Source organism: Halobaculum sp. EA56 (assembly GCF_051195075.1).
Lineage (GTDB): Archaea > Halobacteriota > Halobacteria > Halobacteriales > Haloferacaceae > Halobaculum.
In genome coordinates, this window is record NZ_JBNTJX010000028.1 from 1 (window position 1) to 15685 (window position 15685).

The 15685-nt window shown below is 56.6% G+C and carries 14 protein-coding genes and 1 pseudogene; 6 read left to right on the forward strand and 9 right to left on the reverse strand.

What is annotated here, in order from left to right; genetic code table 11:
- Both ACQUQ1_RS20535 and rfbB read right to left on the reverse strand, forming a co-directional pair.
- Positions 1–342, reverse strand: a pseudogene (locus tag ACQUQ1_RS20535) (MFS transporter); the annotation flags it as partial.
- Positions 343–366: 24 nt separating this feature from the next.
- Positions 367–1293: a dTDP-glucose 4,6-dehydratase gene (rfbB, locus tag ACQUQ1_RS20540; protein ID WP_435066117.1), complete on the reverse strand. Its 927-nt coding sequence runs from the start codon at positions 1291–1293 to the stop codon at positions 367–369.
- A gap of 52 nt (positions 1294–1345) precedes the next feature.
- Here rfbB and rfbD point away from each other — a divergent pair, with 52 nt between their 5' ends.
- Positions 1346–2236 carry a dTDP-4-dehydrorhamnose reductase gene (gene rfbD, locus ACQUQ1_RS20545; RefSeq protein ID WP_435066118.1) on the forward strand — a complete coding sequence of 297 codons (891 nt, stop codon included), beginning with the start codon at positions 1346–1348 and terminating at the stop codon, positions 2234–2236.
- On the opposite strand, the gene ACQUQ1_RS20550 is transcribed toward rfbD, so the two are convergent.
- The 4 genes from ACQUQ1_RS20550 to ACQUQ1_RS20565 all read right to left on the reverse strand — a co-directional run bounded on the left by ACQUQ1_RS20550 (position 2221) and on the right by ACQUQ1_RS20565 (position 5498).
- A complete protein-coding gene (locus ACQUQ1_RS20550) occupies positions 2221–2403 on the reverse strand; it encodes a hypothetical protein (RefSeq protein ID WP_435066119.1) in 183 nt (60 codons plus the stop codon). The two genes, rfbD and ACQUQ1_RS20550, sit on opposite strands and share 16 nt — an antisense overlap.
- Positions 2404–2405: 2 nt before the next feature.
- Positions 2406–3479 (reverse strand): glucose-1-phosphate thymidylyltransferase, encoded by a 1074-nt coding sequence (locus ACQUQ1_RS20555; RefSeq protein ID WP_435066120.1) that lies wholly within the window; start codon positions 3477–3479, stop codon positions 2406–2408.
- Positions 3480–3481: 2 nt separating this feature from the next.
- A complete protein-coding gene (locus ACQUQ1_RS20560; RefSeq protein WP_435066121.1) occupies positions 3482–3943 on the reverse strand; it encodes a dTDP-4-dehydrorhamnose 3,5-epimerase family protein in 462 nt (153 codons plus the stop codon).
- Positions 3944–4049: 106 nt separating this feature from the next.
- Positions 4050–5498, reverse strand: coding sequence for a glycosyltransferase domain-containing protein (locus ACQUQ1_RS20565; RefSeq protein ID WP_435066122.1), 1449 nt, complete (start codon positions 5496–5498; stop codon positions 4050–4052).
- Between the two features lie 106 nt (positions 5499–5604).
- Between ACQUQ1_RS20565 and ACQUQ1_RS20570 the strand changes: the two genes are divergently transcribed.
- The 3 genes from ACQUQ1_RS20570 (at position 5605) to ACQUQ1_RS20580 (ending at position 9290) form a co-directional block, all read left to right on the forward strand.
- A complete protein-coding gene (locus tag ACQUQ1_RS20570) occupies positions 5605–7059 on the forward strand; it encodes a lipopolysaccharide biosynthesis protein (RefSeq protein ID WP_435066123.1) in 1455 nt (484 codons plus the stop codon).
- Between the two features lie 781 nt (positions 7060–7840).
- Positions 7841–8806, forward strand: a complete 966-nt coding sequence (locus ACQUQ1_RS20575) for a glycosyltransferase family 2 protein (RefSeq protein ID WP_435066124.1) — start codon at positions 7841–7843, stop codon at positions 8804–8806.
- Between the two features lie 265 nt (positions 8807–9071).
- Positions 9072–9290 (forward strand): hypothetical protein, encoded by a 219-nt coding sequence (locus ACQUQ1_RS20580; protein WP_435066125.1) that lies wholly within the window; start codon positions 9072–9074, stop codon positions 9288–9290.
- A 223-nt stretch (positions 9291–9513) separates the two neighbouring features.
- Here the strand turns inward: ACQUQ1_RS20580 and ACQUQ1_RS20585 are convergent, their stop codons facing one another.
- Complete coding sequence (locus ACQUQ1_RS20585) at positions 9514–10620, reverse strand: glycosyltransferase (RefSeq protein ID WP_435066126.1); 1107 nt, start codon at positions 10618–10620, stop codon at positions 9514–9516.
- Between the two features lie 90 nt (positions 10621–10710).
- On the opposite strand from ACQUQ1_RS20585, the gene asnB reads away from it, so the two are divergent.
- Positions 10711–12615: an asparagine synthase (glutamine-hydrolyzing) gene (gene asnB, locus ACQUQ1_RS20590; RefSeq protein ID WP_435066127.1), complete on the forward strand. Its 1905-nt coding sequence runs from the start codon at positions 10711–10713 to the stop codon at positions 12613–12615.
- Positions 12616–12908: 293 nt separating this feature from the next.
- Positions 12909–13802, forward strand: a complete 894-nt coding sequence (locus tag ACQUQ1_RS20595) for a hypothetical protein (RefSeq protein WP_435066128.1) — start codon at positions 12909–12911, stop codon at positions 13800–13802.
- A gap of 255 nt (positions 13803–14057) precedes the next feature.
- Here ACQUQ1_RS20595 and ACQUQ1_RS20600 read toward each other — a convergent pair whose 3' ends face one another.
- Positions 14058–15170: a glycosyltransferase family 4 protein gene (locus ACQUQ1_RS20600; RefSeq protein ID WP_435066129.1), complete on the reverse strand. Its 1113-nt coding sequence runs from the start codon at positions 15168–15170 to the stop codon at positions 14058–14060.
- A gap of 41 nt (positions 15171–15211) precedes the next feature.
- On the reverse strand, positions 15212–15685 hold a 474-nt coding region (locus ACQUQ1_RS20605), incomplete at its 5' end, for a sugar transferase (RefSeq protein ID WP_435066130.1).

Consider the following 15685-nt stretch of genomic DNA (forward strand, 5'->3'; position numbering starts at 1 on the left):
CCGGCCGACCGTCTCGATGCGGTCGGTGACGTACTGGCTCGCGAACGACCGCGTGACGTCGGCGAGCCCGCGGGCGAAGAGGAACGTCGGGAGCGCGAGCACGGGCACGAGGTACATCTCGACCAGCGCCGCGGCGACGAGGAACGGCAGGACGAGAAACCACGTCCGCACGCCGCTGACCGCTTCTATCGTCCCAGTGTAGTAGCTGAGCACCGTGCCCGCGTGGTTGTGAGTGGCGTGGACCTCCCGAGCAGCGACTCGATATGTCAGTGCCACGCCTGAGTCGATGATGGCGGTCCGGAATGTCGGCTGGAGGAAGACGAACACGAGGGAGGTGACGGCGAGCCTACGGCATGACTGTCGAACTCACTCCCCTCCCGAGTAGTGTTCGACCGTCCGTTCCAGTCCCTCCTCGAACGTGAACTCGGGTTCCCATCCCAGTTCCCTCACCTTCGAGGAGTCGAGCGCGTATCGCTGGTCGTGACCGGGTCGGTCCTCGACGAATTCGATGAGGGACTCGTCCGCGCCGACCAGTTCAACGATCTGCTCCGCCACTTCCGTGTTCGTCCGCTCCTCACCGCTCCCGATGTTGTACACCTCGCCGACTGCTCCCTCTGTCCGGACCTGTTCGACCGCCCGACAGTTGTCGGTGACGTACGTCCACTCTCGCACGTTCGACCCGTCGCCGTAGATCGGGAGTGATTTCCCAGCAGTCGCCCGGCGGATGAGCTTCGGGATCAGCTTTTCCTCGTGCTGTCTCGGTCCGAAGTTGTTCGACGAGCGGGTGATCACGACCGGCACGTCGTGCGTCTCGTGATACGAGCGGGCGAGGTGATCCGCGGCCGCCTTCGTCGCGGCGTAAGGGTTTCGCGGATTCAGACAGTCGGACTCGGTAAACTTCCCGTCGAGTACCTCGCCGTACACCTCGTCGGTCGATATCTGGACGAATCGTTCGACGCCGTGTTCGGCCGCGGCGTCGAGCAGGGTCTGTGTCCCGGCGACGTTGCTCTCGACGAACGGCCGAGCCCCGGAGATGGAGCGGTCGACGTGGGATTCCGCGGCGAAGTTGACAACGACGTCGGACTCGGCAACGAGGTCGTCGACCAGCTCGCGGTCGGTGATGTCCCCCTCCACGAACTCGTGGCGCTCCTCACTCACTCCCTCAAGGTTCGACCGGTCGCCGGCGTATGTGAGCGCATCGAGGGTCGTGACCTCTGCGTCGGTCGATTCGAGGACGTATCGAACGTAATTCGACCCGATGAACCCGGCACCCCCAGTAACGAGAATTCGCATACGCGAACGTCCCTCCCGGTACTGATTTACTTTGCGCTCGGAAGGTGTCGGCATGCACGTGCTCGTTGTCGGGGGCAACGGACTCCTCGGCAGTTCGGTGGTCGCCGCCGCCGTCGACCGTTCACACTCCGTCTCGATGACGTATCACTCCCGCCCGCCAGAGTTCGATCTGCCCTCGTTCGAACTCGACCTCCGGGACGAAGCCGGACTCCGGGACGTGATCCGGACAGTCGACCCCGATCTCGTCGTGAATTGCGCGGCGATGACCGACGTCGACGGGTGTGAGTCCGCGTCGGAGGAGGCCCACGCCGTCAACGCGGACGCTCCCGAACGGATCGCGGAGCTGTCGTCCGATCTCGACTTCCGGTTCGTCCACTACTCGACGGACTACGTGTTCGACGGGCAGCAGCGCGATCGATACGGCGAGGACGCCGAGCCGAACCCGATCCAGGTGTACGGCGAGTCCAAACTCGCCGGCGAACGCGCGGTCGTGGAGGCCGATCCGACAGCGCTCGTTCCACGGCTCTCCTTCGTGTACGGGTGCCGCGGGGACACGGGCGCACTCGCCGGGTTCCCGGCCTGGGTGGACGGCGAACTCGCTGCCGGGAACCGGATCCCGCTGTTCACCGACCAGTGGATAACGCCGTCGAGAGCCGGGGACATCGCAGGGGCAACGTTCGACCTCGTCGACCGGGAGGCGTCCGGGCTCGTCCACCTCGCGTCCCGCTCGTGTGTCACGCCCTACGAGTTCGGACAGCAGTTCGCCGAACTTCGGGGTCACGACCGGGAACTGATCGACGAAGGGTCGATGGCCGACGTCGACCGGGCGGCGGCCCGGCCATCTTACACGTGTCTCGACACCGCTCGCGCCGAATCACTCCTCGACGCGCGACGACCCACGGTTCGGGAGGACCTCACCGCGCTGACTCAGTCCATGCGGTAGCTGTCCGCGTTCGTCTCGTAGTGTCGCTGAACCTCCTCGGGGAGGTCCGCGAACCGGTGAACGGCCTCGCACTCCAGTCCCGGACACTTCAACACGCGCTCGGACTCCAGGACGTTCGCCGCCAGGACGGTACCACAGTCGGGACAGGTGATCGTTTCGATGCGCATCGTCAGAGCTTGAGCTGCGAGTTCTCGCCGACGACCATCCGCCGTCCCTCGGGGAGCAGGTCCGCCGAACTGCCGACGGTCGCGCCACGGCCGAGCAGCGAGTCGACGATACGGCCCGTGGTGGCGACGGTCGACTCGCCGACCACGACGCTGCTCTCGATGTGGACGCCGTCGAGGCGGCAGTCCTCCCCTATCGATGTGTAGGGGCCGACGTACGTACCGTCCTCGATCAAGGTTTCGGGTCCGATGGCGACCGGACCACGGACGACAGCGCCCTCGCGTATCGTCGCGCCCTCGGCCAGGTCGACGTTGCCGCGGACGTCCGCCCCCGGTTCGACGGTCCCGCGGCGGCCGTCGGGCTGCTCGTCCAGCACGAGGCGGTTCGCGTCGAGGATGTCCTCGGGCTTGCCGGTGTCCTTCCACCACCCCTCGACCACGTGGGAGTCGATGGGCCGGCCCGAATCGAGGAGCGCCTGGATCGCGTCGGTGATCTCCAGCTCCCCGCGCCAGGACGGTTCGAGGTCATCGATCGCATCGAAGATCTCGGGCGAAAAGACGTACACCCCGATGAGCGCGAGGTCGCTCGGCGGGTCGTCCGGCTTCTCGATCAGCCGGCGGACGGTTCCCTCGTCGTCCACGTCGGCGATCCCGAACTGTTCGGGTCGGTCGACGTGCTGGAGGGCGATCCCGGCCGCGTAGTCGCCGGCTTCGTAGTCGGCGACGAGTTCCTCGATCCCCCGCTTGAGGATGTTGTCGCCGAGGTACATCACGAAGTCGTCGTCGCCGACGAACTCCCGCGCGCACCCGGCGGCGTGCGCGAGCCCCAGGGGCTCGCCCTGGATGATGTACGTGACGTCGACGCCGAACTCGGAGCCGTCGCCGAGGAACGCCTGTATCTCGTCTCTCCCCTTCTCGCCGAGGACGACCCCGATGTCGGTGATGCCCGCGTCGCGGAGGTCCTCGATACCGTACTGGAGCACCGGCTTGTTGGCGACGGGGACGAGCTGCTTCGGCCCGGTGTGCGTGATCGGTCGGAGCCGGGAGCCGGTCCCGCCGGCGAGTACGAGTCCCTTCATCGTTAGTGGGGCTGCTCGTCCCAGTCCATAGGGATTTCGTCCGTGTCCGGCGGAAGGCGCTCCTCGTCGGGGTCTTCGTAGTCGTAGAGGTTCGTCGGGAAGTTGATCAGGAGCGCCTGTTCGTTGCCGACGACCTTGAACCCGTGCCAGCAGTCACCCGGGATCCGGATCGCTTGCTGATTGTGCTCGCCGATGACGAACGTGTTCACTTCGCCCTGGGTGGGGGAGTCGTCCCGGTCGTCGTAGATGCCGACCTTGATCCTGCCCTGCGGGCAGATGAAGTGGTCTACTTGGCCGCGGGTGTGTCGGTGCCACGCGCGGATGACGCCCGGGTACGAGAGGGAGTAGTACGACATCGCGGGGTCGGGGTCGTACATGTCCCAGTCCTCGCGGAATACCTCGACGAGGTGGCCGCGTTCGTCGGCGTTGACTTGGAGGTCGCGGGTTACGACGTCGTCGATCATCGTTTTGTCCTCGGAGGATTAGTCGCTGGAGGTTCCATCACACGAAGGCCCGTCGGTAGTAGATTAAATCGTATGGTTCTCCGAGTGAACCAGATCACGAAGTAGATTACTGGCTTTGGAATACCATGATGTTCTCCGGCACATGAGAGAACACATCTGTGTTCGCGCGAGTGCGTACCGATGCTACGGCGTCCGAATCGTACTCAAAGCCCCTCTGGTTCATTTTTTCTATCCAGTATTTCCTAGGTTTCTCGTTGACGTGGTGAGTACCGCCCTGTCCTGGCGGAGCAGCGGACATCACCACGGTGTCACCGGCCTTTGTCAACGTGTCAACGTATGTGTCTGCGTATTTAGCGGGGATGTGCTCCGCTACCTCGATACTGATCACCAGATCGTACTGCTGTTCGGTTCTGAACGGCTCTCGCAGGTCGTGCTGGGTTAGGTTTCCCCGGGGGACGACCGCGTATTCGAACGCACTTGAGTTGGCCTCAACGCCGTGAATCTTGATACCCTTCTCGTGGAATGGCTCCAAGTACGCTCCGATAGCACATCCGAAGTCTATGACACTGTTCGGTTCGAACACTTCATCGAATACCTGACCCATGTGGCGGGCCTCTGCACGGAAGGGGTCATAGCGTCTTTTTTCATAGTACCCTGCTTCGTAGATGGAATCCGGACCGACGACGCCCAGTCGATCCCCGACCGCGAGCAAACGCTCTCGTGTTTGCACACCTAATACCCTTACCAGTGCGTTGAGAGTTGACCACACTCCCTCGCGTCGTGCCTTTTGTAGCCCGCGAATGATGTAGTACTGGATCAGATATGCTGTGTTGACATCCCGGTCGTTTCTGACGCGTATCCACCATTTAGTGAGCCAACGGAGTGGCTGCTGGTCGGGTAGGTGACGATGAAGAACAAACCTGTTCGAGTCCGTTTCCGGACCACTGTCCATGAGGGTAACATCGACATCGTGCTTCCAGAGTACGAATGGGAGACTGAGTTGGTCTCGGCTAGAATAGGTCTCCAGCTCTCTCCACCAGTCCTTCATCAATTGTTTTACATCAGGAGACGTGTGCTGACGTAGCAACAGGCGATTAGCCGTTAACCCCCATTCTTCCGGTAATCCTTCGTCCCTGTACGCCTCAATCTGTGCTCGAATCGATTCTGGATCGCCTTTGTTCAACTTCAGGCAAGCCTCTGCCTCGTCGTATACACAGTCTCGTACTGGATGCGTCGGCGCTACGAACTTCTCTTCTCGGTATTTGTTGATAAGTGGACGGAGAGACGCAGTGATTCCTACGTTCCCATCGACGTACACGCTATAGTCGTACTCCGGAAGATACTCGTGAGCGAGGATTTTCACACGTCTGTTCTTCAGGTTTGGCGGCAAATCTGGATTGACATTCGGGACTCGAACGTCCCAAACGTCGGAAGTCAGGGTTTGATCGTCAGTAAAGCAGATGTAATCGATGTTGTCCGCTGGATATCTCGGCTCTATCAGATGATCATATCCACCGTATATTGCTGTGTATACGACTGTATCCGCTTCAGACATCAGGGATACTATCTCTCATCGCGAAGGTCCACTAAGCATTTCGGAATACGCCTTCTGCAAATCGTGACACTATTACCGGCAGCTACTTTGGTGGACGATATCACCGATGGGGCTTTTACGACGAGTCTATGCATGGATATCTTCTCCCTCTGAGACTCTCCGGGGAAAAGTCATTCAGAGTGGGTTCTGGGCAACTCTACTCAATATCTCCGATAGAGCGCTTCAGATTGGGAAGTTACTCTTTCTTGCGCAACTTCTCTCTCCGACGGCTTTCGGGATCGTGGGGCTCGCAACCTTGAGTATCGCCATCGGACAGCGCATCACCAATCTTGGACTCGAACCCGCGTTGATCAATCACACCTCGTCCGACATCGATGCACTGCTTGACACAACATGGTCGGTGAGACTTGTACAGACTCTCGTACTCGTCGGGGGTCTCGTATTCAGTGCTCCACTGGTCGCGACGTTCTTTCAGGAACCACGCGTAACTCCAGTTCTCCGACTTATCGCTGCTGGCGTTCTGGTAGAGGGACTTCGGAACCCATCGATCGTTTATTTCAAGAAAGACCTGGAGTTCCGGAAGCAGTTCGTGTACGTTCTATCCGGTAGATTAGTCGACGTGGCACTCGCGGTGTCAGTCGGACTCCTGTATCAGAACCTCTGGGCGTTGGTGGCTGGCATCGTCGCCGGAAAGACCGTTCGCACGATCATGTCCTATGTTCTCCACGACAACCGGCCCTCCGTTTCGTTCAAGCGGGAGCATTTCGATCAACTCTTCGGGTTCGGCCGATGGATATGGGCTACCGGCGTAATCGTATTCATCGCTACTACTGGAGATGACACGTTCGTCGGCTGGGCACTTGGGGCTGGCGCACTCGGTCTCTATCAGATGGCGTTTCGACTATCGAACGCGCCGGCCACAGAGGTTACTCACGTCGTCTCTCAGGTCATGTTCCCGACGTACTCGAAGCTACAGGAAGATACGGAAGCTCTAAGGAACGCTTTCGAACGTACTATTCAAATTCTCTTTACAATCGTAGTTCCACTGTCCGTTGGGATATATTTAGTGACACCGGACTTTATCAGAGTCGGACTGGGAACCAATTGGATGCCGGCGATCGTACCGATGCAGATCATGGCTTTAGCTGGGTTATTTAGAGCCATCTCCGCGAGTGGTGGTGCGGTATTTCAGGGGGTCGGGCGGCCGGATCTCGATTTTAAAATGAACTTCATACGCTCTTTCGTGATCGTCGTTTCCATTTGGCCGCTCACGGAACGATTAGGAATTACCGGGGCAGCCGTTAGTATCACTATCGGTATTGGGTTGACGATCCCTTTCTGGCTGTACCAAACGCAGCGCATCACGAGAATTAGCAGAAAAAAGTACATCGAACTCTTCACTATTCCTTTATTAGCTTCCATTGCTATGGTCCCCGTAGTTCGGTATATTTCCTCTCCTTCCGTAGTTGAAATCGTTTTTTCGATTGCGGCTGGTGCTACCGTCTACACGATCGTCTACTTCTGTTTGTTCGGAATAAACGAAAAATACAAATCTACTTAAATAATCAATATTAGTGAGGTAAGCGACGGAAGCGAGTTTTTGAAACCCCAAACTGTTATTACGCGACGCCCGACGAGGGTGTACATGCAACCCCTGAGGATAATATGAAATTTCATAACATATATCAGAAATATTTTCGTGAGAAACTACCACGACGGAAAGCCGTATTCAACTCCAAAACTGTGTTGCCATACACTGTTATTGGTTACTTCCTACATCGAGATTCTCCCCATCGTCCACATTACGAGTCAGGAATTGCGAACAGCCTTCGGACATGGGTTGATGAGGGGGATAGTGTCGTAATCGTCGGCGGTGGATTGGGTGTCACTGCTGCAATCGCCGCAGAGATGGTTGGTCCAAACGGTGAAGTTCACGTCTTTGAGGGCTCAGAAGAGTACGTAGATCACGTTTCGGAAACTGCCAGGCTTAACGGGGTCGCAGACCGCGTCTCCGTTACCCATGCAATCGTCGGAACTCGGATCGACCTCCGTGGTGCTGCGGGGTCTCCTAAAACAGTCGCTCCGGAAGAACTTCCTCCATGTGACGTACTTGAATTGGACTGTGAGGGGTCGGAAATAGAGATTTTGAGCGACATGTCTATTACACCTCGCATCGCAATCGTCGAGTCACATGGCCATCTCAATGCTCCGTCTAGTCGCATTCGCACCCTTTTAGAAGCGAACGGATACCGTATCTTGGCGGAATCAATTGCTGACAGAGAATCTATGAATAAATGTATAGAAAAAGATACTTGGGTCCTAACAGGTGTCCGAGGTGGCATATGACGAATAACGACCCCTCTCCAGATAATAAGGCTCCATCAAAAAGTGGTGAGTTATCGAAATCCGATAACACCCCTACCGTTGCGGTCGTCGTTCTGAACTGGAACAATTATGAGGATACGGCGGCTTGTCTCCGGTCGCTCACCAATGTATCCTACTCCGAAACAGAAATTTACGTCGCTGATAACGGCTCTACGGATGGATCTGGAGAACAACTCGCTGCCGAGTTCCCCGAACATGAGTTCGTGTTCAACGGGGAGAATCTCGGGTTCGCCGCAGGGTGTAATCCGGCGATAGACCGTGCTCTCTCGCATGGAGCAGAATATGTTCTGTTATTAAATAATGATGCCCAAGTGAAACCTAATTTTTTGAGGCCGCTCGTTCAAACCGCAGAGACTCACGAACGTGTCGCAGCTGTCGGTGGGATCATTCTTGATGAATCAGGAAATATCCGGTCTGCGGGAGGGAAATTCTACCCAACACTCACTCTGCTTAGACATCGTACGGACCCCGCTGACACTGTATATGAAACAAAATTCATTAGTGGTGGAATGATACTTCTCTCGAGCGAGTTCATTAATGAGGTTGGCGGCCTCAACGAGAATTATTTTTTTGGAATGGAAGATGAAGAATTAGCTTGGGAGGCTCAACGGCGGGACTGGCAGTTGCTGATTGATCCTCGGTCGAAAATCATCCATGAGGGTGGTGCCTCGGCGGCCAAACAAAGCCCGTTCCGGTACTACCACGACACACGCAATCGGCTAACATTTGCGACGACGAATCTCCCCGCTATTCGTCTTTTGATTTTCATTATATTTTTTTCACTGACACGTTTCATCAGATCCGTTCAGTGGGGGATTCGTGGTCAGCGTGAATACCTGCATGCAACAGCTTCGGCCGTATTAGATCACGCAAAGGATGCCGATTATCGGATGGTCGACGATTTTAATGACTATAAAACATAAAATAATAATTACATTACTATTATCATAAGGCTCTAAAAGTATGGTAGTTTATAAGATGGTAAACTCACCATCTCAGTAATGATATTTAGTTATAATATACATAACATTAATAATTACTATAGTGACGTATGCTGTCCATCCATCCGTGTTCGGTTAAGGAAATCAGCAGACTGGAGCGACATTTTCGCAAATCATCGGGGTGAGTCTCCTGTTGAGTGGAAGCGTATTCTGATCAATGTAGCTATGGTGCACTGAGTGCACTAGAGTGCAAGAAGAAACGATGACACGACCGAAATTCGGAATTTCACCCTCGCCGCAGATTGCTCATCATCTCGATGATCTCGTTGAGGACTGCGTAGATCTCGGAGCCAGCCGCTCCGAGATCGTCGAAGCGATCCTCACAGCATATTTCGACACTGATGAAGACCGCAGTACCACAACGCGCGAGTTGATCGTTCGACTTCGACAAGCTCGCCAAAACTGACCGAAGTGCACTTGGTGCACCACGCTTTTGATCACCAGCTCTACGCAAAGCGTTGAAGAATTATTCGTCAGTTTCAGAAGAAAATTATGGTCGTTTTTGTATACTCTGTCTCACTGCCGTCTACTGTTTCCTCGTCTTAACCGAACACCAATGGCTGTCCATCGAGAACTAACGGTCACGAATTACTGTAATCCAATCTCTATTGAATAACAGTCTCACCAGTTCAGGACGACTCCAAATATAGTCGCTCGAATCTGTCGACCATCGCGTCGACACTGTACTCGCTATGTGCTCGTGCGCCCGCGGCACGTCCTAACAAGCTCGCCTTCTCATCGTCACTCAGCAGTGTAATGATAGCATGGGCCAGTGCCTCGCTATCCTGTGGCGGAACGTGAACACCGTGCTCGTCGTCGGTGATCAACTCTGAGCACCCGTCTACGGGAGTCGTCACGATCGGAAGTTCCGCGCACATCGCTTCCAGTAGCGCTCCGGGCATCCCCTCGTAGTGAGAGGGGAACGCGAATACATCGAACATCGCGAGCAACTCCGGCACGTCGTCGCGAGTCCCCAGGAAGTGAACCGACTCCGCTATGTCGAGCCGCCGTGTGTGGTCGTCCAACCGGTCGCGTTCGGGACCGCCACCGACGATTACCAGTTCGGCGTTCGGGTGTTCGTTCAGTACTCTGGGCCACGCTTTGAGCAGGTCGTGGTGCCCTTTTCGTTCGACCAACCGACCGACCGTACCGACGACTGGACCAGTACCGAGTCCGAGCGACGACCGAAGGCCCTCGGGTTCAGGGACGTCGTACGCATCCACTTTGCGACCGTTAGGAACGACTGATACCTCTTCCGGGTCGGCACCCCGTTCGATTACCCACTTTGCACCGGCTTCGGAATTTGAGACGATCAGATCCGATAGGGGTAGTGTGAGTCGGTCAATCAAATCGCGCTGGAGCGGCATTGAATCCGGTACCTCGCGGACACCGGTGAAAACAGCCGTCTCGGGAGACAGGACTCCAACAACCCGCGCCAACACGTTGTCGAAGTAGAGAAACGACTGGAGCACGGCGGGACGCTCTCGTTGGACTGCTCTGCTCAATCGGAAGAAGGGTCCCGGATCCAGTTTATTCGAAGCGCTGAGTGGGCGGATCGTCACGTCGTCATCAAGATCGTCGGCCAACGGACCCGGGTCGGTGATAGTCCAGATGCTCGGCGCGAACCGCTCGCGGTCGAGACCGTTCGCCAGATCGACGAGCGTCCGCTCGGTACCACCGACGGAAAGCCTCCCGATCAGGAACCACACAGTCGTTCGATCGTCGGTACTGGTCATTCGTTCCCCCGCATTACGTGGTCTGATGAAAACCGGTTCGGATTGTATCGAGATAGAAACCTTCTCACTTGGCGCGCTCGGGTACCCAGTATGTGCGGTATCGCCGGGATATTTGATCCCGAAGGATCTCCAGCCGAAGGGGTTCTCGATGAAATGGGCAACTGTCTCGCTCACCGTGGCCCCGATGGAGCCGGGACCTATGTCGACGGGCCCGTCGGCCTCGCGCACCGACGACTCGCGATCATCGATCCGGAATTCGGACAACAGCCCTTGTTCAACGAGGATCGCTCCGTGTGTGTTGCATTCAACGGGGAAATCTACAATCACGAGACTCTCCGAGAGGAACTCTCCTCAGGTCACACGTTTCGGACCGACGCCGATACGGAGGTGCTGGTCCACCTTTACGAGGAACATGGCCTGTCGTTCGTCGAGCAACTCGAAGGGATGTTCGCGTTCGCACTTTGGGACAGGGAACGCGAGCGTCTTGTACTCACGCGGGACAGAATGGGTATTAAGCCGTTGGCCGTCGCCCGCGACGGTGACCGGTTGGGGTTCGCCTCGGAACTTCCGGCGTTGTTCGAGACTGACCTCGACCTCGGAGGGCTGGACCGGACCGCTTTGGGTGCGTATTTTCTGTTTGGCTTCGAACCCGCGCCACGAACCGCTTTCAATAACGTTCGGAAGGTAACCCCTGGCGAATTAGTTGTCGTCGAAGAGGGCTCGACGGGACTGTCGGTCGAGTCCCGTCAGTACTACAGCCCAACAATAAGGCCTCGTAACGTCTCCTTCGACGTCGCAGCCGACGGCCTCAGGTCACGAATCGATCGTGCCGTCAACCGACGCCTCATGAGTGATGTCCCCTTGGGTGCATTCCTCTCCGGGGGAATCGATTCTAGTATTATCGTCGGGACGATGGCGGCCCAGTCGGATGACCCAGTCAAGACGTTTACTGTTGGTTTCGATCGTGATCGGTTCGACGAGTCTTCTGCTGCGCGGAAGGTCGCGGAGTACCACGGAACCGACCACAACGAGTACACAGTTACGGCCGACGATGTTCGCGAGACGATTCCCGAGGTCTTGGACCGACTGGGTGAACCGTTCGCAGACCCGTCGTTGATACCGACGAGTGTGGTTGCTCGTGAAACGTCCCGCGAGGTGACCGTTGCGCTATCGGGTGACGGCGCTGACGAACTGTTTGCAGGGTACGCAAAGTACCGTGGCGAGTATCTATCGCGGTACTATCGTGCGCTTCCGGGTCCGGCAAAACGTGCTACCGATGCGTTGTTATCTAGAGCACCCATCGACCGGACTACCCGTCTTGGTGAACTCGGACGACAGGCTCGAAAGTTTCGACGGGGGAGCGATCCGGATCTCGTCAACCGGCACCTCGAATGGCTCCGATTGGTCAATGAGGAAGCGTCCGATGCTATCGCCGATCTCGATCCGGAGAAAGTCGGATGGGAAGATCTCACCGCGGCACATCGTCGAGCGGAACGAACGGTTCCAAACCGTGACGAGTTTACCCGAATGTTGACTGTCGACACCCAGTTTGGACTTCCGAATCAGATGTTATACAAGGTTGATCTGTCAGGAATGTATAACTCCCTCGAAGCGCGTGTCCCATTTTTAGATCGGAATGTTGTCGAATATGCTCTCTCGTTGCCGATCGATCACAAAATCAACGCGACCGGTCGAAAGCGTGTCCTTCGACGGGCTTTCGACGATCGGCTCCCTACGGGGATCGCGGAGAGAAAGAAGCAGGGATTCGATATGCCCGTCGGTGAGTGGCTCGTCGGCTCACTGCGTGATGAGTTCGAGGATGTATTGGAGGGGATCCGTGCGCCGTTCCTCGATATCGGCGAAGTCCGCTCCCTGGCCGCAGAACACGAGGCTGGAGTTGCCGATCACGCGAAGTTCCTCTGGAGCGTGTATGTCTATGGTCGTTGGGAACGTACCGTCAGAGACCGAGGTGTACTCCTAGGGTTCGACGGATGAATACAGTCTTGTTCGCGATCGTAGCGGCCACAGGTGTCTCACTCGTCGTTCTGATACTAGTCACCCAACGAGCTGAGGGTCCGCGGATCGCGGCACTTGCGACGGTCGCGTTCGTAGGACATGTGTTGTTCGGTACAGTCGTGCTCCCTAGACTGCCGTACCGTTGGGACATCCCTCAGTTCCATCAACACGCACTGACGATACTCAACGGAGCGTTACCAGCTCCGAACCAAACGGTAAACTCGTTCGCCGCGTTCCAATCAATTGTTTACGCCATCTTCGCTCCGGATCCTATGGTTCTCTCAGTTGTAAATGGGCTGTGTGCCGTTTTAATCGCCGTCCCGGTCGCCGACCTCGCTAACCGTCTCTATCCACGATTAGAATCTCCAGCTGGGGTAATCGTGACTGTTCTATTCCTTCCACTCCCGTTTGTGTTCCTCACGATCCCGATGCGGGATTCTCTTTCTGTCCTTTTGTCGCTCACCCTGCTCGCCTTCGTTGCACGCATGCTTGATGGCGATCGAAGAGTGATATACCCAGCTCTTCCACTCTGGGGTTGTTTGTTACTATTACGTCCAGAAATTGCTGGCGTGATCGCGGTGGCAGGGGGTGCAGGTGTTGCCGTCCGAATCGCACAGCGGATCACGCGTCGTGCCCTCGTGGTTCGGACGTTATTTGCAACCGGAATCGTGTCAGGGGTGTTCAGTCTGTTGTTCGTTGGTCCGATGCTACCGATTAGCTCCATAGAGCGCCGGCGGGCATTTCGAGCGTCAGGTGGGGCTGCATATCTTGAGGGAATCGGATACGATAATTGGATCGAACTCGTCCTTGCAACGCCTGTCCGAGCTTTGTACTTCCAGTATGCACCCTTCCCATTCCATATTTCTTCACTCTTTGATCTAGTCGCAACAGTTATGCTCCCGATATTAATTGTCCTCACTGTCGCTGCCTACCGATCCGCACGGGAATGTAACCGTGACTTAGCGGTATTAGTACTGATTGTAGTAACGTACTTCACCGGTATCGCCGGCTACGGTCTCATTGACTCGAACTTCGGGACGACCGTCCGTCACCGAATTCCTTTCACATTCCTGTTGTGTGTACTGGCGGCTCCGACACTCGAACAGTGGTGGGACTCGTTAACGTCTCGTATCAGACTCTTTGCCACCGTGCGGAGAAGCGAGTGACCAAACGAGTGCTCCGACCACAGCAAACATCGCGACGAAACTGAGGAACTTTATGCTCGCATTTAGATTTGACCTATATACTGAGATGATACTGACCAGTAGCGCTATTCCAACAATCACCTGCTGAAACCGTTCATCTACCAGAAGCGCGACAAGGAGACTATTCCGTGTCCATCGTCGGAGCACAACTCCAGTTCGATATATACGAGAGCGACGCACTGCTTCGTAGAGTCCCACGTTCCTGTAAGGTTACTTCTACGCTCCACTATTGTAGTCAGCGATTCTGTTCAGTGCAGCTGTCGTCTTTTCAGCCGTTCTTCTCCAGTCGTATTCATCAGTAATAGCTGTTTGTGGTGAGTTTGGTGTACCTTCTAGAACGCTCCAGAGGCCGTCCGCGAATCCGCCGGTATCTCCGACTGAGACAGTCCGCCCCGCACCGTCGACGAGGGATTTGATTTGATCGAGATCGCTGACAACGGCAGGAATATTCGTTGCCAGTGCTTCCAACACGGTTCGCGGCAGTCCCTCTGCACGGGAGGGAAGAATTAGTGCATCGGCCCCCCGATAGACTGAGGGCATCTCATCGTACGATACGTGCCCGAGGAACGTTACAGCGTCTCTCAAACCGAGGCCTTCAACTGTGGCGTCAAGTTCGCTCCTGAGAGGTCCCTCACCGCAGAACACGAGCTGCGCGTTTGGGTACTCGTCCCGCAGTCGATCGAGCGCCGCGACAGCATCAGTCGGCCGCTTTCCCTCGACCAACCGACCGACGAACAGGATAATTGGTGCATCGATATCGGGAACCCGGTCACTGACAGGCCCTTCAGGCGTGAACCGCTCCGTGTCGATCCCGTTTTGTACGACCTCGACCGGCGCCGTCACACCGAACTCTCGGAGGCGATTTCGGTCCTCCTCGGTGTAACAGAACACGACGTCGGCTCGATTGAACGTCCAGCGTCCGATCGTTCGAAGGTACATATCGAAGACCGACTCGGGTGCAGTCTGGGAGTATAGCCCGTGGTTCGTTATTGCGAATGGGACTCCCGAAAGTCGGCTCGCGATCGCTGCGAGGTTCGTAGAGAAATAGAGGTGGGAGTGTGCGTGGACTACGTCGTACTCATCGGATCGTACAGCGTTCCACAGGTACCGTGCAACGCCGGCTGAAATATCGTTACCCAGCGGAGAGGCCGTCGAGGGTCGACGGACAACACGATATCCGTCGCGTGTCTCCTCGCTGTGGGGACCAACAGTCAGCACCGTTACGTCGTGACCCATCGCGGCTTGATCACGACTCATCGCATGGACGTGATACGGGCCGCCACCCTTCACGTCTGGATAGACCTTCTGTGCAACGCGGAGGATACGCATTCGTCGAAGTTATCGAAACGCGCCTGTTTCAACCGTCCGATTCAGTTCTTCTGGTCGGTATCGTACACGTCGACCAACACCTTCCAAACCTGCCGCGTGACGATCTTCAGATCCAGCCAGAACGACTGTTCACCGACGTATTTCAAGTCGTACCTCAATTTCGCCTCCGGATCGAGACTGCTCACGTCACGAATCTGAGCGAGCCCAGTCAGCCCCGGCTTCACGAACCACCGCTTGCGCCACATCTCCGATTCGTTTTCCAACAGCCGCTCCTCGTCGGTCCAGACGGCACGTGGACCGACCACGCTCATATCCCCGCGAAGCACCGACCACAGTTGCGGGATCTCATCGAGATGGGTCCGGCGTAGCACCCTCCCTGCACGAGTGATACGTTCGTTCTCCTCGTCGTCGACCGGGACTGGAGAATCTCCCTCCGGAACCATCGACCGGAACTTGTACACGTCGAACGTCTCCCCGAACACGGCCGTCCGCTCCTGCTTGTACAGCACCGACCC